This window comes from Pseudomonas putida (assembly GCF_050990305.1).
Classification (GTDB): domain Bacteria; phylum Pseudomonadota; class Gammaproteobacteria; order Pseudomonadales; family Pseudomonadaceae; genus Aquipseudomonas; species Aquipseudomonas putida_AH.
This window is the reverse complement of the sequence record NZ_CP158817.1, coordinates 4,721,268-4,742,142: the sequence shown is the minus strand read 5'-3', so window position 1 is coordinate 4,742,142 and position 20,875 is coordinate 4,721,268. Positions and strand designations below refer to the sequence as shown.

23 protein-coding genes and 1 tRNA gene are annotated in these 20,875 nt (G+C 54.8%); 7 read left to right on the top strand and 17 right to left on the bottom strand.

The window, feature by feature from the left end; all coding sequences use genetic code 11:
* Window positions 1-87: 87 nt before the first annotated feature.
* Window positions 88-810 carry an amidotransferase gene (locus ABTV22_RS21285; RefSeq protein ID WP_433736449.1) on the top strand — a complete coding sequence of 241 codons (723 nt, stop codon included), beginning with the start codon at window positions 88-90 and terminating at the stop codon, window positions 808-810.
* A gap of 134 nt (window positions 811-944) precedes the next feature.
* Here the strand turns inward: ABTV22_RS21285 and ABTV22_RS21280 are convergent, their stop codons facing one another.
* The 3 genes from ABTV22_RS21280 to ABTV22_RS21270 all read right to left on the bottom strand — a co-directional run bounded on the left by ABTV22_RS21280 (window position 945) and on the right by ABTV22_RS21270 (window position 3,867).
* The gene (locus ABTV22_RS21280) at window positions 945-1,916 is read right to left on the bottom strand and encodes a magnesium and cobalt transport protein CorA (protein WP_433736448.1); all 972 of its coding nucleotides are present in this window, start codon (window positions 1,914-1,916) and stop codon (window positions 945-947) included.
* 324 nt (window positions 1,917-2,240) lie between these two features.
* The gene (locus ABTV22_RS21275; RefSeq protein WP_433736447.1) at window positions 2,241-2,963 is read right to left on the bottom strand and encodes a lysophospholipid acyltransferase family protein; all 723 of its coding nucleotides are present in this window, start codon (window positions 2,961-2,963) and stop codon (window positions 2,241-2,243) included.
* Window positions 2,964-3,177: 214 nt separating this feature from the next.
* Complete coding sequence (locus tag ABTV22_RS21270) at window positions 3,178-3,867, bottom strand: crotonase/enoyl-CoA hydratase family protein (protein WP_433736446.1); 690 nt, start codon at window positions 3,865-3,867, stop codon at window positions 3,178-3,180.
* A gap of 306 nt (window positions 3,868-4,173) precedes the next feature.
* Between ABTV22_RS21270 and ABTV22_RS21265 the strand changes: the two genes are divergently transcribed.
* Window positions 4,174-4,263, top strand: a tRNA-Ser gene (locus tag ABTV22_RS21265).
* A 207-nt stretch (window positions 4,264-4,470) separates the two neighbouring features.
* A complete protein-coding gene (locus ABTV22_RS21260; RefSeq protein ID WP_433736445.1) occupies window positions 4,471-4,689 on the top strand; it encodes a hypothetical protein in 219 nt (72 codons plus the stop codon).
* Between the two features lie 773 nt (window positions 4,690-5,462).
* On the opposite strand, the gene ABTV22_RS21255 is transcribed toward ABTV22_RS21260, so the two are convergent.
* The gene (locus ABTV22_RS21255) at window positions 5,463-6,062 is read right to left on the bottom strand and encodes a recombinase family protein (protein ID WP_433736444.1); all 600 of its coding nucleotides are present in this window, start codon (window positions 6,060-6,062) and stop codon (window positions 5,463-5,465) included.
* A 694-nt stretch (window positions 6,063-6,756) separates the two neighbouring features.
* Here ABTV22_RS21255 and ABTV22_RS21250 point away from each other — a divergent pair.
* Together ABTV22_RS21250 and ABTV22_RS21245 are read left to right on the top strand one after the other, a co-directional pair.
* A complete protein-coding gene (locus ABTV22_RS21250; protein ID WP_433736443.1) occupies window positions 6,757-7,167 on the top strand; it encodes a response regulator in 411 nt (136 codons plus the stop codon).
* Between the two features lie 355 nt (window positions 7,168-7,522).
* Window positions 7,523-7,978 carry an Hsp20 family protein gene (locus tag ABTV22_RS21245; RefSeq protein ID WP_272605997.1) on the top strand — a complete coding sequence of 152 codons (456 nt, stop codon included), beginning with the start codon at window positions 7,523-7,525 and terminating at the stop codon, window positions 7,976-7,978.
* Window positions 7,979-8,464: 486 nt separating this feature from the next.
* On the opposite strand, the gene ABTV22_RS21240 is transcribed toward ABTV22_RS21245, so the two are convergent.
* Both ABTV22_RS21240 and dapF read right to left on the bottom strand, forming a co-directional pair.
* Window positions 8,465-8,827 carry an NUDIX hydrolase gene (locus tag ABTV22_RS21240; RefSeq protein WP_433736442.1) on the bottom strand — a complete coding sequence of 121 codons (363 nt, stop codon included), beginning with the start codon at window positions 8,825-8,827 and terminating at the stop codon, window positions 8,465-8,467.
* Window positions 8,828-9,080: 253 nt separating this feature from the next.
* Window positions 9,081-9,896: a diaminopimelate epimerase gene (gene dapF, locus ABTV22_RS21235; RefSeq protein WP_433741463.1), complete on the bottom strand. Its 816-nt coding sequence runs from the start codon at window positions 9,894-9,896 to the stop codon at window positions 9,081-9,083.
* Between the two features lie 339 nt (window positions 9,897-10,235).
* Here dapF and ABTV22_RS21230 point away from each other — a divergent pair, with 339 nt between their 5' ends.
* On the top strand, window positions 10,236-10,550 hold the full coding sequence (locus tag ABTV22_RS21230) for a hypothetical protein (protein ID WP_433736441.1): 315 nt from the start codon (window positions 10,236-10,238) through the stop codon (window positions 10,548-10,550).
* 79 nt (window positions 10,551-10,629) lie between these two features.
* On the opposite strand, the gene ABTV22_RS21225 is transcribed toward ABTV22_RS21230, so the two are convergent.
* The 8 genes from ABTV22_RS21225 to ABTV22_RS21190 all read right to left on the bottom strand — a co-directional run bounded on the left by ABTV22_RS21225 (window position 10,630) and on the right by ABTV22_RS21190 (window position 16,884).
* Window positions 10,630-11,793 (bottom strand): Arm DNA-binding domain-containing protein, encoded by a 1,164-nt coding sequence (locus ABTV22_RS21225; protein WP_433736440.1) that lies wholly within the window; start codon window positions 11,791-11,793, stop codon window positions 10,630-10,632.
* Window positions 11,794-11,902: 109 nt separating this feature from the next.
* Window positions 11,903-12,070: a hypothetical protein gene (locus ABTV22_RS21220; RefSeq protein WP_433736439.1), complete on the bottom strand. Its 168-nt coding sequence runs from the start codon at window positions 12,068-12,070 to the stop codon at window positions 11,903-11,905.
* A 324-nt stretch (window positions 12,071-12,394) separates the two neighbouring features.
* Complete coding sequence (locus tag ABTV22_RS21215; protein ID WP_433736438.1) at window positions 12,395-12,688, bottom strand: hypothetical protein; 294 nt, start codon at window positions 12,686-12,688, stop codon at window positions 12,395-12,397.
* Between the two features lie 15 nt (window positions 12,689-12,703).
* Entirely contained in the window at window positions 12,704-15,502 is a 2,799-nt protein-coding gene (locus ABTV22_RS21210; RefSeq protein WP_433736437.1) for a toprim domain-containing protein, read from the bottom strand.
* Window positions 15,503-15,507: 5 nt separating this feature from the next.
* Window positions 15,508-15,741: a hypothetical protein gene (locus ABTV22_RS21205; RefSeq protein WP_433736436.1), complete on the bottom strand. Its 234-nt coding sequence runs from the start codon at window positions 15,739-15,741 to the stop codon at window positions 15,508-15,510.
* A 71-nt stretch (window positions 15,742-15,812) separates the two neighbouring features.
* Window positions 15,813-16,178 (bottom strand): hypothetical protein, encoded by a 366-nt coding sequence (locus tag ABTV22_RS21200; protein ID WP_433736435.1) that lies wholly within the window; start codon window positions 16,176-16,178, stop codon window positions 15,813-15,815.
* Window positions 16,175-16,654: a YmfL family putative regulatory protein gene (locus ABTV22_RS21195; protein WP_433736434.1), complete on the bottom strand. Its 480-nt coding sequence runs from the start codon at window positions 16,652-16,654 to the stop codon at window positions 16,175-16,177. Before ABTV22_RS21195 ends, ABTV22_RS21200 begins: the two co-directional genes overlap by 4 nt.
* A gap of 29 nt (window positions 16,655-16,683) precedes the next feature.
* Window positions 16,684-16,884 carry a DNA-binding protein gene (locus ABTV22_RS21190; RefSeq protein WP_204931786.1) on the bottom strand — a complete coding sequence of 67 codons (201 nt, stop codon included), beginning with the start codon at window positions 16,882-16,884 and terminating at the stop codon, window positions 16,684-16,686.
* Between the two features lie 92 nt (window positions 16,885-16,976).
* On the opposite strand from ABTV22_RS21190, the gene ABTV22_RS21185 reads away from it, so the two are divergent.
* Window positions 16,977-17,324 carry a helix-turn-helix domain-containing protein gene (locus ABTV22_RS21185; RefSeq protein WP_433741462.1) on the top strand — a complete coding sequence of 116 codons (348 nt, stop codon included), beginning with the start codon at window positions 16,977-16,979 and terminating at the stop codon, window positions 17,322-17,324.
* A 340-nt stretch (window positions 17,325-17,664) separates the two neighbouring features.
* Here ABTV22_RS21185 and ABTV22_RS21180 read toward each other — a convergent pair whose 3' ends face one another.
* The 3 genes from ABTV22_RS21180 to ABTV22_RS21170 all read right to left on the bottom strand — a co-directional run bounded on the left by ABTV22_RS21180 (window position 17,665) and on the right by ABTV22_RS21170 (window position 20,821).
* Window positions 17,665-17,925, bottom strand: a complete 261-nt coding sequence (locus ABTV22_RS21180) for an ogr/Delta-like zinc finger family protein (protein ID WP_433736433.1) — start codon at window positions 17,923-17,925, stop codon at window positions 17,665-17,667.
* 87 nt (window positions 17,926-18,012) lie between these two features.
* Window positions 18,013-18,855, bottom strand: coding sequence for a phage portal protein (locus ABTV22_RS21175; RefSeq protein WP_433736432.1), 843 nt, complete (start codon window positions 18,853-18,855; stop codon window positions 18,013-18,015).
* Window positions 18,782-20,821, bottom strand: coding sequence for a terminase large subunit domain-containing protein (locus tag ABTV22_RS21170; protein WP_433736431.1), 2,040 nt, complete (start codon window positions 20,819-20,821; stop codon window positions 18,782-18,784). The genes ABTV22_RS21175 and ABTV22_RS21170 overlap by 74 nt, the downstream gene beginning before the upstream one ends.
* Window positions 20,822-20,875 lie beyond the last annotated feature (54 nt).

Here is a 20,875-nt window from a genome sequence, read left to right as displayed (position 1 = left end):
TGACACCTGGCGGGGCTTGCCTTGATGCGGTGTTTCGAGGCAGGCTCTGGGGTGTGCATTATTCCCATCACGTGTCAGGTATTTTTTATGTCGTTACGCATCTGCATTTTGGAAACCGACAACCTGCGTCCGGAATTGGTCGACCAATATCAGGGCTACGGGCAGATGTTCAAGCGCCTGTTTTCGCAGCAACCCATCGCCGCTGATTTCACGATCTACAACGTAGTGCAGGGGGACTACCCCAGCGATGACCTGACCTTCGATGCTTACCTGGTCACGGGCAGCAAGGCCGACTCCTTCGGCACCGACCCATGGATCCAGACCCTCAAGCAATACCTGCTGACCCGCTACGAGCGCGGCGACAAACTGCTGGGCGTCTGCTTCGGCCACCAACTGTTGGCGCTGTTGCTGGGTGGCAAGAGCGAGCGTGCGAGCCAGGGCTGGGGCGTTGGCACGCACAATTACAAACTCGCTGCCAAGGCGCCGTGGATGAGCCCGGTGCGCGAAGAGCTGACCCTGTTGATCAGTCACCAGGATCAGGTGACCTCACTGCCGGAGAACGCCACGGTGATCGCCTCCAGCGATTTCTGCCCCTATGCCGCGTACCACATCAACGATCAGGTGCTGTGCTTCCAGGGGCATCCAGAGTTCATCCACGACTATTCTCGAGCCTTGCTGGAGATTCGTCAGCAGGCGCTGGGCGAGCAGGTTTATTCCAAAGGCATCGCGAGCCTGGACAGCGAACACCACGGCACCACCGTGGCCGAGTGGATGATGCGGTTTGTGGCGCACAAGCCAGAGGCCGTATAACACGGATCCTCCTGCGAACGCGGTGTCCTGTAGGAGCTGCCGAAGGCTGCGATCATTTGATCTTGTTTTAGAAAATCAAAGGATCGCAGCCTCGTTGCACTCGACAGCTCCTACAAAGGAATGCGAGTTCGCTCCTATAACCACCCCGATTTCTTGAAACTCGCCCACAAGCTCACACACCCCACCGTAATGAGCCCCAGCACCCCGAAATAACCGTAATGCCAGGCCAGCTCGGGCATGTTCTGGAAGTTCATCCCGTAAATCCCGGCCACCGCCGTCGGGAATGCCAGGATCGCCGCCCACGCCGCGAACTTGCGCTGCACCACGCTCTGGCGTGACGCCTCGAGCAACACCCCAACCTCAATGGTCTGGCTGGCAATGTCCGCCAGTGTGGCCAAGTCCTCCATCTGCCGGGTGACATGAATCTGCACATCGCGGAAGTAAGGGCGCATGGTCTTGTCGATGAATGGAAAGCTCAGCCTTTGCAGTTCTTCGCCGATCTCCACCATGGGTGCCGCGTAACGGCGCAGGCGCAACACATCACGGCGAAGGCCGTGAAGGTCCTGGATATCGCGTTCGTTCAGCGTGCCGCACATGACGTTGCGTTCCAGCTCATCGATCTCGGCGTGGATCGCTTCGCCCATCGGCTGGTAGTTCTCAATGACGAAGTCGAGGATGGCATAGAGTACGAAATCTTCCCCGTGCTCCAGCAGCAGTGGACGCGCCTCACAGCGTTGTCGGACATAGGCGTAGGACGCCGAGTGACCGTTGCGCGCAGTGATGATGTAGCCGTTGCCGGCAAAGATATGTGTCTCGATGAACTTGAGCTTGCCTTCTTCCCGGATTGGGGAGTACGTGACGATGAACAGTGCGTCGCCGAAGGTTTCCAGCTTCGGTCGACTGTGTTTTTCCAGGGCGTCTTCGATGGCCAGTTCGTGGAGGTTGAACTGGCGTTGCAGGTTGTAAAGTTCCTCGGCGTTCGGCTCTTCAAGGCCGATCCAGACAAAGTGACCGGGCTTTGCAGCCCAGGCCGCGCCTTCGTCGAGGGTGATATTGGTGACTTTCTTGCCAGCGCTGTAAACCGCAGCAGCAACAACTCTACCCATGATGGTGATTCACTTCTTATTAGCAGGCGTTCATTAGCAAAAAGTAGCGAGCGATACTCAGCTTAGCCTTGTCTGCTACTGGAGCGTCAGTGAAATCTGTGCGGTTCAAGGGCAAAAGAAAGGTTACCCGAAATTCATGGTTTACCAGCAATCCCTGTAGCAGCCGGCTCGCTGGCGATAACGGTGTAACAGTCGACGTTAATGTTGAATGTCCGACCGCTATCGCCAGCAAGCCGGCTCCTACAACAGCGTGTTTTTACTGTATTTGTGTTTCCCGGGATTCCGTGAAGAATCAAAAGAAAACCCGCACAGGGCGGGTTTCGTTCAAGCGGCTTGCAGTTGCCGGTCCATCGAGTCGATGCACTCGCGCATCTGTTCGCGACACTGGGCAATCAGCATCGGCATGTCATCGAGCGTCAATCCCGCCGTAGGAATGGCCGGCAGCGATCGGATCAGAATGTTCCCACTGCGCCAGCGGTTCAAGCGCATGTGCTTGACGTAACTGCTTACACACACTGGCACGATAGGTACGCCGGCCGCGATGGCCATCTGGAAGGCGCCTTTCTTGAACGGCAACAACGCTTCGCCCAGATTGCGCGTGCCTTCCGGGAAGACCCAGATCGAGGTGTCTTCGTTTTGCAGGGTGTGGGTGGTGGTCAACATCGACTGTCGGGCTTTCTGCGCATTGCCACGGTCGATCAACACATTACCGGCCAGCCAAAACAACTGACCGAACAATGGCACCCATTTCAGGCTCTTCTTGCCGATGCACACGGTGCGACGGGGCACCACGTTGCCGAATACAAACAGGTCGTAGTTGGACTGGTGGTTGGCGATGATCACGCAGCTGTCGGGTTTATCCATCAACGGTCCGACATCGGCCTTCACTCGCAAACGTAGAATGCACATCGCCGGCCAGGCATAGAGGCGCGCGCACAGACGGCTGTTGTCCGGATTGAACGGGCGGCACAGCCCGAGAATCACACCCAGCACGCCCGCGACCATAAAGTGCAGGCCCATCAATGACATACGTAAAGCAAACAGCATTTTCAGGCCCCACCGGGACAAAAGGTGGCGCAGTGTACGGATGTGCACTGTTTTCGGCAATTGCCGCACAAGAAGCGGGAGATAGCCGATGTTTAAGTACATGTTTCCGACTGAAGGGTCAGGTGTGGGCTAGAGCGGTTACGGCATTTTCTACATCGTACGTAAGAAAAAGCCCGACGCGACGGTCGGGCTTTTCGTAGCGAAAGGTTTGGGCTTACCCCAAATGCTCCTGATCCTGGATGATCGCGTTGTCCAGGGTTTCCAGCAGCGCTTTGCGCACTTTCAGCTTGGTGTTCTTGTGGGCGGTCATGTTGATCTTCTTCAACTGACGAGCCACCGCCAATGCTGCACCTTGCAGCTCCTCGGCCGACACGACCAGGTCGAGGAAGCCGGCATCCACGGCGCTCTGCGGATTGAACATTTCACCGTTGATCACCGAGCGGTGGAACGCCGACTTGCGCAGTCGATCACGGGCCAGCTCGATTCCGGCGTGGTGCATGGTCATGCCGATCTGCACTTCGTTCAGGCCGATGCTGAAAGGGCCGTCGACACCGATGCGGTAATCGGCCGATAGCAGCAGGAACGCGCCCTTGGCCACCGCATGACCAGGGCACGCCACAATCACGGGAAAGGGGTGCGCCAGCAGGCGACGGGCCAGGGTCGAACCGGACGTTACCAGCGCAACGGCTTCTTTTGGGCCGGATGTCATGACTTTCAAATCGTAACCGCCGGAGAGAATTCCAGGCTGGCCGGTAATGATCACCACTGCGCGATCGGTTACTGCCTGATCCAGCGCCGCGTTGAAGGCAGCAATCACGTCCGGAGAAATGGCATTGACCTTGCCATTGCTCAGGGTCAGGGTCGCGATACCGTCTTCGAGATGGTAAGAAATCAACTCACTCATGACGCTATTCCTTTCAATAAAGTTGGGCAGAAGTTACCCACGGCCACTGGCCAGGTAAAGCGCTGTGACTGACCCGCCGGTCACCCTTTGCCTGCTCGACACGCGTAGCCCGCCGTGCCAACGGCACATTGCCCTCTTTATAGAGGCGCAGGCTGAACCAGAGATTGGCCGGTTTGCCATGACTCGACCGGCTTGAAACGACCAATTGCGTTAAGCGCATGAAAATTCTGAAAAAATATTTGCCATCGGAAAAGCTTTCGACTACATTAGCGCGCCTCGACAGACAGAACATGTTTGAAGAGATACGGTGAAGTGTCCGAGTGGCTTAAGGAGCACGCCTGGAAAGTGTGTATACAGGAAACTGTATCGAGAGTTCGAATCTCTCCTTCACCGCCAAATTTTTAAAACGCAAACCCCTGATTTTCCTAGAGAAAGTCGGGGGTTTGTGGTTTTTGGCGTCTGAAAAATAGCCAGATGGGACTGATATGGGACTGGCGCACTATTCTGGTGTGAAAAAATGAGCCTAATGAATGAGTGTTAGGGCCAATCTACTCCGGTCGCATGGACTAGGCTTTCCAAGCTCCCAGCTCCAGGACGGATCCCATGCCAGATAACTCAGACTCCAACATCGCCACGGCAGATGCTCTGACGTTGCTTCTGCACAACCAGCATGCAATCGGTGCGGCTATAGATGAGGTCACGAAATGGCTTTCAGAGAATGGCGTAGAGGATGTAGCCGGTAACGCAATCGTGGCCATGGAAACTCTGGACACAAATGCAAAAGCTATTGCTGATGCGATTATGCGACTACGTCAATTCTAGGGAGTCGTCCTGGCAGGCAGTAATCGGCCAAAGGTGGCCACTCGAAATCCTTTTCAATTCCGAAGCTGCTGCCGACGACAACTGTTTGTGTTGAGGGATTAAGCGACTTGGTTTGCTTTATGCCTATTGGTTATCTCACCCCCATTGAAAAATGATAATGCTCGCGGCCAATCCGAATAAAAGAATCACAAATCCACAGAAGATTCCTAGTAGCAGGGCATGTTTCCACAAGGCGCTATCTCCAGAATCGATCAACGAACTGTTGAGTACGAGCAGTTGAGCAACAACCAAACCACCCAGCTAGCATGGCCAGGCCTAGGCTTCTTGCCTGCGAGGGATCCCCACATAAAGTACAGAGCTCCCGAATATGGTGCCCACAATCGGGGGAGCATTCGGCCAGTAGCAGCCTCTCGCGAATGTCTTTAATGGTCGACTTGCGCCTAAACGGAATTCAACTAGACTCGTAAGCAGCTGATGGATCAGCACCGTTCGTTGCACCCCGAGCCCGCCCATGCGGGCTTTTCCATTTCAGTCAACAGCATCCAGAAGGATTAGCTGTTTGGGGTCTGTTTTGCCTGTCGCCATCATCACTTTTGGGGCTATTTCGGCCAGAGCACCGTGCACATTGTCGACGTGAAGCTCACACTGACAAAACGTCGTGTGTCGAGGGGGCGTAAATCGAAGAGATATGTCCGTCCGGGTTTCTTCGTCCAGAGATCAAAGCGACGCCGTAACCAGCGTTGCAGTCGAAATTCGCATCACTATATGAAAACCTACCTTCTAAGTGTACCTGCGGCCCTCGCCCTATCACGTATCCGCATGATGGTCTGTCGAGAGGTGTTGAACGTCTTCGCAAGCATTGGAACGGATGTGCCAGCAGAGAGTTGAGCCAACACCGCCTCCCGTTTTTCCGCTGACAACGCTTCTGGTCGTCCTATTCTCAAACCTTTTTCCCGGGCTCGGGATTGCGCCGTTAGGGTTCGCTCAACAAGCATGTCTTTTTCGAACTTGGCGACTGCCGCCAAAATTCCCATCGCCATTTTTCCTACTGGACTGGTTAAGTCCATTACGCCTAACGCTAGGCAATGCACGCCAATATCTTTGCTGGCTAACCGTTCAATCGTGGATAGAAAATCCGTGAGGTTCCGGCCCAGATCGTCCAGTTGAGTAACGATCAAAGAGCTGCCCGACTCCATACGATCCATGAGTTTTGAGAACCCCGATCGTTCATGCACTGCTACGCTGCCACTGATGCACTCGACAACAAGTCGGCGTTCGCTCACGGTAAATCCCGCAGTTTCGACTTCCCGAACCTGATTCGCGGGGGACTGATCCGGGGTACTGACGCGTACATACATGAAAGTGCGAGACATTAAATTCCCCCATTGAACGACGCGTATGGCTATAGCCGGCACTCCGTTGCCATCCTAACCGCGAGCGTCATCTTAACTCTCATTGGGGCCGTTTTCACTTTTAGATCAACCTGGGCGCGAGGTCCGATCGTTCAAGGTAGAACCAGATGAGCTTCAGTCCATGAATGTCAGCACTGAGTCGATCTGCGCCCTTCGCTAAGGGCGGCTTTGGGTCGGTTTCAGCAGGTCGTGGCAGGCAGAAAGCGGCCAGAAGCGAACGCTGGAGCAGGTCTTTTATTCGGGTTCACGCCAACGACTGCACGCTACTTGGGGTCGTTTGGTTATCTCAGCTGCCACTGGAACAGGATAAAGCTCGTGATCAATCCAACAGCGAGGATCGTAATTCCACATGTGATGCCTAGAAGCAGAGGATGTTTCCACAAGGCTCTAATCTCCAGTCGATCAACAAGTTGTTGAGCACGAGCATCTGAGCAATATCCAAGCCAGCCATCCGGCACAGTCAAGCCTAGGCCTCATGCCTGCGACAATTCCCCAAAAGCGGGGGAACTTCCTTACATACGGTGCTGAGTTCCCAGATTTGGTGTCGACATCGGGGCTATCTATCCAAGGCAGCAAACAGGGACAGCTCCGGAATAATGCCTACACTAAGACAACCGCAATCAATGCCTTGGTAGTACCTGAGTAAGGATCGAGCATGAAGGCAAAGTGGGAAAAACTCTTACCGCTAGATGGATGGGCCATCGTTGTCGAGAACGATCCCACGCAGAGGATGTTGATGGTGAACACTCTGGCCGAGATCGGACTTCACTCCTTGGATTTCCAGTCTGCCAACAATGCTTTGATCTACTTACTGGGAATGCCAGATGGTTGCCCGCTGGTGATCGTTGATCACGGCCTACCTGACCAGCTTAAGGGTGTAGATTTCATTAAGTTAGTAAAAATGAAATGGCCATCCACCGCCGCCGTTCTTACATCTGGCTACGAATCCGCCCCCTCAACTGTGCCCGACTCAACAATCTATTTACAAAAGCCTTGGACAATAGATGAACTGGTGATTGCGGTAGCGACGCTGGTTCAACCTAGTCATCCCATCAGCAAGACCTAAACAATAGAATTATTGAACGGCTGTTTCGAACCGACTTCTGCCCATGGCCAGCGGCAGCTATGGGTCGTTTTCTGCCTGTCGCGACCGGCTCAAAACGACCCATTGCTGCCAGTCATTTGCGTCTACAAAATCAGGGGCGATTCAAACCAGTCAGCTTTCGAAACTATAAAGGGCGTGCCAAGCCGATGCCTTTGGCCAATATAAATGACCTCGTTGATGCCTTCGTCTTTTGAGAATAAAAAATTATTTTTGATCCTCTTGAATCGTTTTTCTCACATCGCTATATATTTTTGTACGCGATGCCGAAACCGGGTCGCGCCATAAATCACTTGGAGAAATCTCAGGAGATTTAGCTATGGCTACTACCGTTTCGTTGGCCCCACTGTTCCGTCAGTCGGTAGGCTTTGATCGTTTCAACGACCTTTTTGAATCCGCGCTACGCAGCGAGGCGGCCTCGACTACCTACCCACCTCATAACGTCGAGAAGCACGGTGACGATCATTATCGAATCGTCATAGCGGCGGCAGGTCTGAGTGAGGAGGATTTGGACATTCAAGTCGAGAAGGAGGTTTTGACCATCGCCGGTGGCAAGCGAGAAAGCGATAAGGAGGCGATTTACCTTCATCAGGGAATCGCTCAACGTGCATTTCGACTGTCTTTCCGTTTAGCGGACCATATTGAGGTTCAAAATGCATCGTTGTCCAATGGGCTGTTGAGCATTGATCTGCTGCGAGTTGTACCAGAGGAAGCCAAGCCTCGGCGCATCAACATTGATGGCTCGGGGAAGTCTGATCTGAAACAAATCAACTGATAGCAGCAAACGAGGCGCTCTTCGGAGCGCCTTTCTTAATTGCAGAATCGGCCAATAGAAGACATTCTCTGGCCTCTCAAAAGATATCCCACGAATATCTCCTAATTGAACGATTCCACGAGCATAGTCTAGCTTTACGAACCACCAGATTGGAGTCGATGGCCTGGCAGATCAGGATGAATCGGTCCCGATATCGTAGATGCCATATGAGAGGCAGCTTTTGGCCGATTGTGTTGAAAAAGTCGACCCGGCCTGGCTACCCATGCATTGAGCGGTGAAAACGCCTTTTTTGCACGCCGCTACGTCAAATCTGAGCCCTGAGCCTTCTGCGCAAAACACGGATTTCAATCTCAGACGCGTACTTTTCTGCCGTGGAAACCGAAGCCGACTTTTTCAACACAATCGGCCGTTTTCTGCCCATCGCGACCGGCTGAAAACGACCCAATACGGCCACTCGGAATGCTGCAATGGAATGATTCAAGGGAGCTAAAGGCGTCGTAGAAATGATCTGACAATAGATTTTGTAGCTTCGCTTGTGTCTAGGTCATGAAACGTACTCAAAGAATGCCAAATGCACTCAATGATCTCGTTTTGAGGTGTGGCGCTTGCGGCATCTGGAACAGAAGCCTCAAAAACATGGTGCCGTGTGCTGCCTGCATCGAGCTCAAAAATGTACAGGAGTTGATCAGCGTTTAACCCAGTTTCTTCTTGAAGTTCTCGAGCGGCAGCTTCAGCGATAGCTTCGCCAGCCTCTACCTTGCCACCAGGCAAAGACCATTTTGACCTCCGCTTGCGAACGAACAAGATTTCCCGATCTCTTTCGCATATGACTGTAGCTCTAACTCTCATCTTCTAGCCCGAAATGCTTGTCATTGGATGGTGACGAAAATGTCATTTTCAGGGCGAGCATCTCGACGAATCAGACATATAAAGCCAGCCTAACTCAAAAAAGTGCCAGATTGCCTTGGCAATCAGTGATTTTGATGTGTCCGTAGCGAACGTCCGATTTTGGCCGTTCTCTGCCGGTCGTTACCGGCAAAAGTCGACCCAAAGCAGACGCTTGCGACAGCTAGAAGTCGGTCAATAGCGGCCTGCCTGAAAATCAAGCTTTCAACAAAGCATCCGCGATTATTCCTGAAAAACTCGTCTCCACCGGCCCGGTTAGAAAGACTGATCCCACGCCATCCCATTGAACTGTTACAGCTCCGCCGTCACATTCAACCTCAACGCAATTGTCTAACAAGCCACGACGAATGCCGTTAACCGCGGCGCCACAAGAGCAGGAGCCGGAACCCAGCGGGATACCACCCCCGCGCTCCCAAATTCGCAACCGGATGTTTTTTCGGTCAATGATCTGGACGTAATGCACGTTTGTCCTGAGGGGAAACAAGGGATTGGTTTCAATTGTCGGTCCAATCGTCGCTATCTCAATGGCTGTCAGGTCATCCACAAAATAGGTGCAGTGCGGATTTCCCATGCTGCAAGCTGTTGGGGCACCGGCAAGTGGCAATACTAAAGTGTCCATTTCCTGGGCCAGAGGAATATCTGACCAAGCCGAAAGCGGCTTTCCCATGTTGACAGAAATGGCGCCGGTTAAAGTTCGTTCGCAAGTCAGCAGGCCTCGATTGGTTCGCAGTGCTACCGAGGTCATGTTGGATTCGCGCATCAGCATATCCGCGGCACCCCGCGTTGCGCTGCCGCAAGCGTCCAGCGTTGAGCCATCTGCATTCCAGAATATCAAACGCGCATCTGCATCATCGCAATCGAGCACCACCGCGAGTTGATTGAAGCCGACTCCTCGGTTCCGATCTCCCATTCGTCGAGCCACATTGCTGGTGATGGGATTGGGTGAGTTTCGCGAGTCCACGATAACGAAATCATCGCCATTGGCGTGCATTTTATGAAAGCTCAGCGGCATAAACAGACCTGGTAGCGAGAAATATTGCGAATGAGGTTCCAAGCGAACTATCCCTATTCGCATGACTTTTGCAAGTTGTGCGAAAACTCATTGGGCGATCGTGTTAGACAGACTGGGCACATCGTTATGTCTGATTCATCACCGGCTGCTTTTGGCCGATTGCGGCTTTAGGACGACGGGTAGACGGAACGCGTTATATGTTGAATAGGCCCCCACACTTGAGCGAGTTGTGGGGGCCTTTTTTGTGGTCGAGGTAACCACCACCCCCTAGACTGGTGGACCAACCCCCGGCCTTTGGTTTTACGCACGGGGGCACTTACTCGAAACGGACTTGAACCTATGACCCCGCCACTGACCAATCCCTACGACTACCCACCAGCCGAGCGAGCAATAGCCTGGCATCAGGTGACTGCAGCCCTTGAACAGCTTTCGCTGCCAATTGGAATCGCTCTGCACCAACGCATCACTGATGTCACCCAAGCCCCGGCCCCCGGTAATTTTGTCGACGCCTTGGGAGAGTTGGAAGGTTACTTGGCCGCCCTGGACGACGCCAAGATGTTGAGCTTTGAGCACCAACGCCTGATCAAGGATTACGTGTTGCGCGGCTGGACAGCCTGGCGGGCGAGCTTTGCTATCGAGGCGAGGGAGCAATGAGCATGGGCTGGTTCGGTCAGGATCAGCGCTATGGGCAGGCAAGGTGCGATACGCCAATCAAGACGCAATAGCTGAACCTCTATAGCTTCAGTGCTATTTGCAACATCCCGACGACATCCGGCCCGTCCTCGTTGATCCATGTCCCATAGTGCTGGCGGATCATGTTTCCGTTGGTGTGGCCCATCTGCTCGGCAATCCAGTCGATCGACGCTATGCCTGTCGTCAGCAACTGGCTGGCGTAGGTATGACGGCACTGACCAGGTCCGCGATAGCGAACCCCGGCCGCGAGCAAGTGAGCCTTGAAGAACCGGTCACGTACTACGAAATCATTGACGTGCGGCAGGCCGCTTTTTGTGTTCAGGAAGACGAAGTGCAAATTGTGTTGCCGCACGGTCTTGTTGTCCCGCTCAACAATATCCACCGTCTCTGCCTTCTTTATCCGGTTCAGTGCATCGATTTTGCGCAGTGCATCCCAGGCGGGTGCCAGCAGGCGAACCTTGCGCGTTGAACGCCGGGTTTTAGTTACACGGTACGCGCCGCGTACTTTGGACCTACGAAATGTCACAGTGCCCAGTGTCAGATCGACATCCTCCCAGGCCAGGGCAATGGTTTCTGAAACCCGAGGTCCGGCCCATATCATGAACTGAACCATCAACAACTCTTGTGTGCGGTTGGTCGGCGTTTCGAGGATCTGTTTGATTTCCGCCCTGGTGAAAGGGTCCGGTGCCTCGGAATCTGGCAGACGAACCATTAAGCCCTCGGTCGGGTCGTGCGCGACCTTCATGCGGGTGCGGTACAACCTGAATACCTGCCGAACGTTGCTGATGATGTCGCGGATGGTCTTGTTTTTGAGCGTTTTGGACAGCGTTCCCTGGATCCATTCCTGTAGATCCAGGTGATCGATCTTGTTGATCTGTACTTTTCCCCAGCGCGGCCGTACGTGGACTTCGGCTTTGTTTGCATAACCTCGATAGCTTGATGCCGCCACGCTATTGGCCTTGATCTTCAACCACAGGTCCAGATAGTGGCCGAAGGTGTTTTCGACCAACTTGGAAGAGTTGGGGAAGTGCCTTGCGTAATCAAATGTACCGGCCTGGATCTCGTATTCGATGATGTCGACCAGGCGTCTTGCTTGGGCCACGATGGCAGGTGTGTTGCCCCCCGGAATTGATTCCCGGCATTTTTCCCCGTTGTGTTGAAAATAGATTCTCACGGAATTACCGCGAGCTTCGACACCACTCATGTGAACCCCTAAGGCTGTGCTTGTGTATCGACAGTCTGACGACCGGAAACAAAAAGGCCCGTTTCCGGGCCAAGTATCTTGATGTGCATCTTCTAGTGGACGCGGTTCATTACTTCGGCCGTTGCTTGCGAAGATGGGTATTCTTCAATTGGCGTTGCCGGCTGCATTTCATATGGCTGCCCTGGGCGCGCCACCTGCCGCACTGGTCGCAAAGACTGGTGTAGTCGATGTTCCAGGGGAAACGCTTTCCACTGATCTCGGCGAAGCTACTAGACATGGTGTTCAGTCCCCACGTCAGTGGTACTGGGCCATCGGGATGGTATGGCGAGCAGTTGGGCTACTAAAGCCGCATCCCTTTCACTCAGTTCGCCCAAGGTGTTGGCCATCTGACTTAGGCTTTCGAGGCGCGTCCGTGATTCGGGCGTTTTGTGTACCAGGTACCCGATCACTGCAGAGCCGATGATCGCGGTGGCCACTAGGTGCCGCGCCGGTGTGTTAGCCTTCGTGCCACTGCTACTTTGGTGCTGTGCTTGCATGGTGTTGCCCTCTGTGGTGGTTGGTGTCGGGGAGGTGCAACTCCTCGACACCGCATTCATTTCGGTCAGTCCTTGCGGGCCAGGTGGATCACCAAGCCGTCAAAATGTGGCTCGTCCTCGACACGCGATTGCCACTCCAAAACCCTCAAGATTTGCTGTCTGCTGCAGTCGTCCACCAGGATCTCGCGCTGGCCACCTGCTGCCCGGACTTCCAGGATCTCCAGCAAGCCATCCTCTCCATAAGCGCCCGCCTGGATAATCGGCGCGCTTTCTCCCGTTAAGTCCAGACGGTCCTGAACTGCCTGTAGCTTGCTTGTCTTGCCGTCGCCGGCATTGCCAATAAACACTTGGATTTGCATCGGTCTTGCTCTCCTTTACGCCTTGAAAGTCCAGCACTTCACTGTGGTCGGCCGGGGTTGTGAGCATGGATTGCGATTGTTGAAAGCGGCGCGTACGGCGCTGTGTACTGCCTTGTTGCTATCCAGGAACTTGCGGGAACGGGATTCTTTGAGCAGATCGCGCAACGTGGCCACGTCGGCCAGCTTCTGTTTGTGTTCGGCGGCACGTTCACAGAATTCGTTGAGGTTGATGGCGATCACGGTGGGGTCGCTGCTGTGGTCCACCACCGGATCCTCGCTCAAGGATTCGAGGTAGTCGTAGACCTCCCAAAACTCGGCCACGGCCGCATGGTCGGAGCTGATCGACGCCTGGCGCTCGATGGCCATCCGTACGATCTGGCGCTGGGTAGCAGCGACCTGAGGATCACTCAGTTTGAGAACCAAGCGAAGGCCGTCCAGCAGCGATAGCAGTTGTGCGTGGTTCTTGCTGATCCGCTCGACACGGATGTACCCGCGCAAGTCATAGCCGCAACTACTGCAGTTGCCCTGGTCGCTGGTATAGGCCGTGCTGCAGGCGAAACAGTGGGTATGCAACCGGCGCAGTTTCGCTTCGTGTTCGGACATACGTTGGGCGAACAGTTCAAGCACCGCGGACTCTTTGCCCACTGCTCGCAACAGGAAATGGCTGAGGGTACCGCCGTCCAGTGCGTTGAGCTGATCAGCCGCAGCACGGCTTTCCGGTGTGACGGTCGGGCGGACAAAGTGCAGTTTCACAATGCGTGTCATGATCGCTTCATGGGCCACCACTGCCGCGTTTTGACTGATAGCGATGGATCCCCTAAATGGTGGCTCGTACGTCTCGTTGCCGGCCGTCTTGACGCCTTTCGTGGCTAACGTACCGCCGCCGTAAAAGTCTTTCAGTTCGTCCCACTCAAATGTTTTCGCGTGTGCCCGATCTTCGCTATGGCGGTCGGCTTCCAGGAACACTACCGGCATGCCGGAAACCTGGCCCATTAGGCGAGAGCGCCCGGCCTTGGTGGATTTCATAGGGTCGAATCCTTCATAGCCTTCGCGTCCGAGTAGTTTCCAGAGCAGGTTCAGCAGAGTTGTTTTGCCGGCGCCGGCTTCACCGGTGGCTTCCAAAAACGGGAATGATTGGTAGCGGGCGCGGATCTGTTCGCAGAACAGCGAGCCGAAGAAGAACAGCAGGGCGACGAAGCCCTGGGCGCCGAAGCAGGTCCACAGCAGTTGCACCCACTTCTCGTCAAAGCCCTTTGCTTCGCGCTGCAGCTTGATGGGGACGCCCTTCTGCAGGGTTTTCAGGCGCAGCTTGCCGAACTCGAAATAGTCTTCACTGTTGACCTTGTAGGTGGTGCCGTCCTTGATCGCGATATCGCCGTAGACATAGCAGGTGTACTCCTTGCTGTAGCCCACGTAGTCAATCGTCGAAACGGTTTTGATGCCGAACAGTTGGTCTTTCATGAGCTTGTCGAGCTGCTGGCCACTGCCGGTAAACATTGCACCTGCCGCCATGCCGAGCAGCCGCTTTTTGAATTCGCTTGCGGCCGACAGCTGGCCGCTGGTGAAGGTGTTTTTCACGCTTTCGGAGTCGTGCGGGAAGTCCACGCGCAGGTAGTACCAGGACTCGTCCGTTACCTCGTTGCGCTGGAAATACAAGGCTTGCGGGTAGCAGTTGGCAATCTCTACGACGCTGCCGGACTGCTGCAGGGCCTTCTCGCGCTGTTGCGACTGGTTCAGCAACTGATCGTCGTGGTTCTCGCTGTCCTCGATGTCGGACATAGCCCGGTTGAATTTCTCCATGTCCAACTTGAACCAATACAGGCGACTCCCAAAGCCCAGGTGAAATTCCCCGCGCTTGTTCCAGTCGTACATGAGCAAGGCCTTTTCCGCCGCGCTCTCTGCCAGCAGCAATGCTCCTTGGTGGCGAGCTTGCTTGAGGTCGGTGGCGATCTGTTCGGCACGTTTAGTGTCGTCTTGGATGAAGCTCCAGCGCTGATGGAGATCGTTCCAATCAGCCTTACGGCCGTCGCGTTGCGGGATCTGTGCTGACTCGCAGACGAAACCAAGGACCCGGGCTTCGCGCACCCAACGCCGGGTGTATGCGTTAGCGCTGGGCTCGTTATCAAGGGCCCACACCAACTTAGGCAGCTTCCCTCCCTCGTAGGTCTTAACCAGCGCCTTGAGCGAGTCTCCAGGGAACGCTGTCGAGGACATGGCCGATACGGCCGCGATTTCGTTGTGTACCAAAGCGATGGCGTCGAAGATCCCTTCGACGATCCAGATTTCCTTGGCTTCAAGAAGGTCGACGCAGGGAGGGCACCACCAGACCCCGCGATAGCTGTCCTTGGATTTGAAGCGGGCCTTCATCTTGCCGAAGCGGTGCGGCTGATCGATCAGGCGTTCCCACCAGCCGCCTTTTTCCAGCGCGAAGCGCACAGTGGCGCTGCCGGCGTTGTGTTCAGGGGAGTAGAAGCTTTCCTGAGTGAACCAACCCTGGATCAGCTCAAACCGAAAGCCCCGGGCGAACTCCAGGTAGGCACGCGCAGTGGCGTTCGGGTGCTGATCTGTAGCCGGCGCACGCTTGCTCCAGTCTTCGAACAGATCGTCGTACAGCTCTTTAACGTGCAGGGTGTGGCCACACTTTTCAGGTCGGCCACAAATCACCATCCATGGGGTATCGAACCTGGAGTACAGCTCTTTCTTTTTGCACTTGGGGCAAGTGCCGCCGCGCATGTAATCGGTGCCTGTGCGATGTTTCAGACCGAAGTCGGATTGGAGGCGCTGCAGCACATCGTGGCGAAGATCTTCTTTCATGGGGGTTACTTCACTGCTTTCAGGCTGTGGGTTAGGGCTGCCATAAGGCTTTTTTGCGCAGCCATTGCCGGGACGTGAGCGAGAATTGCGCCGTGGTGCAGACCGTCCGCAACGAAACGGAATTGATCGGCATACCAGTGTTCATTGAGGCTCAAGCGATATTGCTCACGCAGGGCTACCAGCAGTGCTTCAGCCTCGACGGGTGTCAGTTTCGCGTTGATGTTCATGGCGTTTTCCATCGTCAAACCTCAATTTTGGGCGCAGCTCACCCAAACCCACGGCGGTGGGACAGGCGATTTGTTGGGGGGTATTACGAAGCGGTGACGCGGAAGCGCCCGTTATCAGGGGCGATAAGAATGCGTTCGTAGATCAGGCTGACTGGGATTGCCCAGGCTTTTCCGGTGGCAGTGTCGAAGATGACGGTGTGCGTGGACGTGCTGCTGGCAATGTCAATTCGTTGCCGATTGCTGGCTGCCGCCATTTCACTGCTGGCCAGGTGCACCAGCTTTTCGGCTGTCCGAGTCAGGACATCGTAATCCGCAACCAGATGTTGCACGGCACGGTCAAACAGTTGCTGATTGTCGCCGAGGTGTTCGCACCGATGCCGCTCAAGGAATACGAGAGCTGCGGCTTGAAGCGTGTCCTGATACTCCTGTACTGCGGGCAGGTTGTTCACTGGGCTTTCCCCGGTTTTACGCGGTATAAGTCGATGGCTGCCAGTACTTCGGCGTGTCGTGCGTCCATGTGTAGCTTGTGAGCGTGGAGAATAATTTTGGCCTCTCCCTCGTTGATCAAACCATCCTCCAGTGCTTGGGCAATTGCCTGGTCAACACAGCCGCGTTTGGCTGAAACCTGAACTGATCGCGCATACAACTCGACGTTATCCAGCGTTTCAGGGTCGGCGATCGGTACAAACAACCCGCCGTACATGTGCGCAACAAAATTCGGCAGATGATAGGTGCCGCATTCTTTTTCCAGTATGTGAACCTGAACATCGCTGAGCGGACTGCAGCTCGCATTTTCATAAGCATGGTTATCGAACTTTTTGACGTTCATTCCCAAACGAGCTGCAGCGCCTTCGCGTCCATCTGGGAAGCTACGAATGATGTGGCGTATAACTTCCTTGCGAGTCTCTAGAACTAGGCTTTTCATCTTCTACTGTTCTCCGTTTGTCAGCGCCGTTACCCTTCGATAACGCCGTCTTTGATGTTGAGCAGTACGGCGGCGCGATGTGCCTCCCCACGGCGACCTTTGATCCGACCGTTCAATAGGTCGCTGACTAAATTTTTGTTCAATCCGTTTTTCCGGCTGAACGCCGCAATACTCATTCCTTTGCGATCCAATGCCTCTCGGGCTTGCTCGGGTGTAACGGTGGCGGGCATAGTGCGTACTCTGTTCGGTTGTGTTTACTTGTGTTTCTCTGTGGTGATTCTTGGTCAAAAAAATGATCAAGTCAATGGTGGTGACTAAAAAAATGCTCATAGCGGATCGAGTGGGTGAACGTCTAAAGGAAGAGCGCGAGCGTTTGGGTCTGAATCAAACAGAGTTTGGAGTGCTTCTGGGGGTAAGCCGGGGATCACAAAAAAACTATGAACTGGGAGCGAGTTCGCTTGACCTTCGCTATGTTGCAGCGCTTGAGGAACACGGCGTCGATGCAGCGTTTGTACTGACTGGGCGTCGTTCGACGCCGCTTGGCCAACTGTTCACAGCGGCTGAGGAGGAACTGATAAATCAGTTCAGAAGCATTGCGGAAGAGGACCGAAAGGCGATCCGCCGTTTTCTTGAAGCCATGGCCGCCGATGCTGCGAGGAAATCGAATTAATTTGTAACAAAACCCACATGGCATTAACAGTCTTTACGTTTTACCGCTGATTACCGCCCCGATATCGTCGATTCAGCAATGCACTTTACGGAGTAGTTAGCATGTTGGATCGCACAGTAGGCGACGTTGGGGCGGTTGAAATATCGGATATTGAATGGCATCCATTGACGAAAGTTGAGCGTCGTCTGATTTGTTTCCATCGACAGTTAACCGATGAGGAACAGCGTCAACTATATCGATTGGCCGAGCTTTTGTTTCAGACCAGAGAACCCGCATAATCTGGTCAGAACTCGTCGGGTATAACAAGTCGCCGACTCTATAGGGGCAGGGGGCTTGTATCTTACGCAACGGCAGGTGACGCGAGTTGCTCAAACAATTCTCGCTGTTTAGCCCTCGGCATATCACGAAGGCGATCAAATAAGAGACGGTCGACTACTTCCGCAGACGGTCTCAAGGTGTGAGAGAAGGTTAGGGTGGTCACCCAGGTGTGACCACAGCTAACGGATAAGCATTGACAGTACAGCCTGGCAAATTCCAACGACAGCTCTTCACGCGAAGCAATCCGACCTTTCCCGCTACATTCCCTACAGTAAATTCGCATAGCCCCACCCACCGTATTCACAGGAGGGTATTTTGCCATACAACATCTGGTGGTTGTGTGAATCTTAAGATACTAACTGTTGTGAAATTAGGCAGTGGAGGCAGGCTCAGCCCACGCAATATGACGGTCAGCCCTCAAACAGTCATTAACCTGGAGGAATAGCTGGCAAATTGGTCGAATTTCGTTGTTGGTGTAGATCCTGTCGATCTTTTCGATATCCCCAAACCCACCTGCGTTCTCCGGTATCACGCCAGCCAGGGCCGGGTGCATGCGCCAGGCGGCAATTACGTCGTTACGCGTGATGTTCTTTATCCGTTCAAATTCGTCCTTGGTGGCAACATCTCCTATCGGAATAATCTGAATGGCTTTCTCCGCGCCGCCGGGAATGTTCACAAACATCGAGCGAAAGTTACCCACACCCTTGGCGCCTTGAATCTGAGTTTTTAAACTAATTTCATCCTTTTCGGATAAGTCAGGGTCATTGGTATAAAAGATAAACCCAGCATGCGCACCGTTGTTGTAATAACGGCGACGAAACAAGGTGGCCGATTCGTTCAACAATAAAGCGTGTATGCCGCCCAAGTAATCGGGCACGCCATAAATATTCTGCTCCACGTCGTAATCCATGACGTGCTCCACTTCCTCCTCTTCAAAGTGCAACTCCTTGGCATTGGGTAACAGCATCATAAAACCTCCCCCCACCTTGCGCCGCATGTTGAGCGCCGGTAAGTGCTGCAACTCAATCACCTGGCCGATGACGTTGCGGATGCGCAAAAAAAACGCATCACCAAACACCATGAAGTCCAACCCGGCACGGCCCATGGCCTGCCGGCTGCACCCGGCCGAGGGGATGAAGTCACGCAGCAGCATGTTGCGTTTGAAGCGCGGAATGGTGCCGTGGTGGGCGTTGGCCCGCAGCAGCTTGGCCAACCCCGTGCGCGACACAGGCGGCACATAGACCCGTCCGTCGCTGGTTGAGAACACGCCCAGGTATTCGCCGACGTTGCTGGCCAGCACCGACTCTGGATCGCCGAAGCTGAACGCCTGCACTTTGTGAGGCTGGGGTTTGGGCTGTTCGAGTTCGTTCATGGCTGCCTTCTAAGGTTGACCAGCGGCTGCGCCGCTTTTTATTGACGTTGAGGGGTTCGTTGGCCAGTGCATGCATCACCGCCCAGGCGATGTCGGCATGCCCCGTGGCGTCGGTACGCGAAGCGCTGTAGGTGATTTGGCCGCTGCTGGTCGCGCCACGCTTGATCGTCAGGAAGGCAGAGGCGATGTCGTTCCAGTCGGCGTCCCATTCGATCCGCCGCCCTTGAATGGTGTCCTGGGCTTTGAGGACCAGGGTGTTTTTGGTTTCCAGGCTGTAATGGATCGGTGTCACGCGTGGGTAGAAATCGCGCACCAGGTCGAACACGCCATAGCCCACGCCGGTGATGTCGATGCCAATGTGCTGGACGTTGAAACGCTCGGTGATCTTCTTGACCTGCGCTGCCTGGTAGGTGAACGAGTGCCCGCGCCAGGAGTATTTTTCCAAGATCCGAAACTTGCCGCCTTGCTCCAGGGGCGGGGCGACCACCACGCACGTGGCATCGTCGCGGGTACGGCTGGGGTCGTAGCCGACCCACACCGGGCTGTTGGCGAACGGCCGTAGCGCCTTGGGGTCCGCGTCGTAGTCGGTCCACAACAGGCGATCCGAATAACAACGCTCCAGATCCGCCAGGGCAAAGGCGCTCTGGGTGCTGTCGATAAATTTGCACAGATAGAGCTGGTTGAATTGGTCGTCGGAGTTTTCCAGTTGCAGCTGCTCGAGGTCGAACAGATCGCAGCCGCCGGCAATGGCATCGTGAATGGTGATGATCTTGCGCCACTGCCCGTCCGGGCACAGCACACCCTGGCGTAACTCGGCTTCGCAGGGGAACGGCAGACTGGCCTTCTTGTGTTTGCCACGCTTGAAGGCATCGCCGGTCCAGAATGGGTACGCCTGATGGCTGACCGCGCTGGGCGTGGAAAAGTAGGTTTTGCGCCACTTCTTGTGAGTGGCCATGGCCCCCGACAGGGTGTTGAGTTTGTCGAAGTCACGGATCCAGAAATATTCGTCGACGTAGACGTGGCCATGGTGACCTTGGGCGGTGCTGCTGTTGGTGCTGAGAAAGCGCAGCTCGGCGCCATTGCTCAGGATGATCGGGTTACCGGTCAGTTCCAGGCCAAACCACTCGCGGGCAAACTTGATGATGTAGTTACGGAAAATCTCGGACTGGGCGCGGCTGGCGGACAGGAACATCTGGTTGTCGCCGGTCAGCACCGCGTCCATGAACGCTTCGCCGGCAAAGTAATAGGTCAGACCGGTCTGGCGAGCCTTCAGCACGTTGCGAATGCGCCGTGTCAGCGGGTTTTGCTTGGCCTCGAACAACTCTTTTTGATAGCCGAACAGCTTGCTGGTGAACTTGTCGAGAAAGTCCACTTCAGTCAGGTGGCTGATGTCGTTCTTCGGCGCTTTGGGTTTCTTCTTGCCCTGGCTGTCAGCGTCGCGACGGCTGGACTTATCCCCAGGCACTCGTCGCTCGCCACCGGTGCCGGCGGGCGGATCCTCGGGAGAACTGTGGGCCGGTTTGATCGCCTGCTTTTGCAAGCGCTCGCGCACGCTGAGCAGCCGGTCGAGTTCGTCCAGCTCGGTTTTCCCCAGCGTCTCGCCCTTCTCCAGAATCAAGGTGATGCGCCGGCTGACCGCCGTCAGTGGTTCCTCGTCCGTCAGCAGATCGTCCCAGCTGCCCTTGGCAATCCAGTAGTACACAATCCGGATGTTCGGCAGCTTGAGTTGCGCCTGTATCTCGCGGGGCTTGTAGCGGCGCAAATAGAGCTTTCGGGCCGCGTCTTTGACTTCTTGTAAGTAGGGCATGAGCCGCAGTTTATGCAGCTCCACCCGCATAAACCCGCCCTTAAATTCCTACTG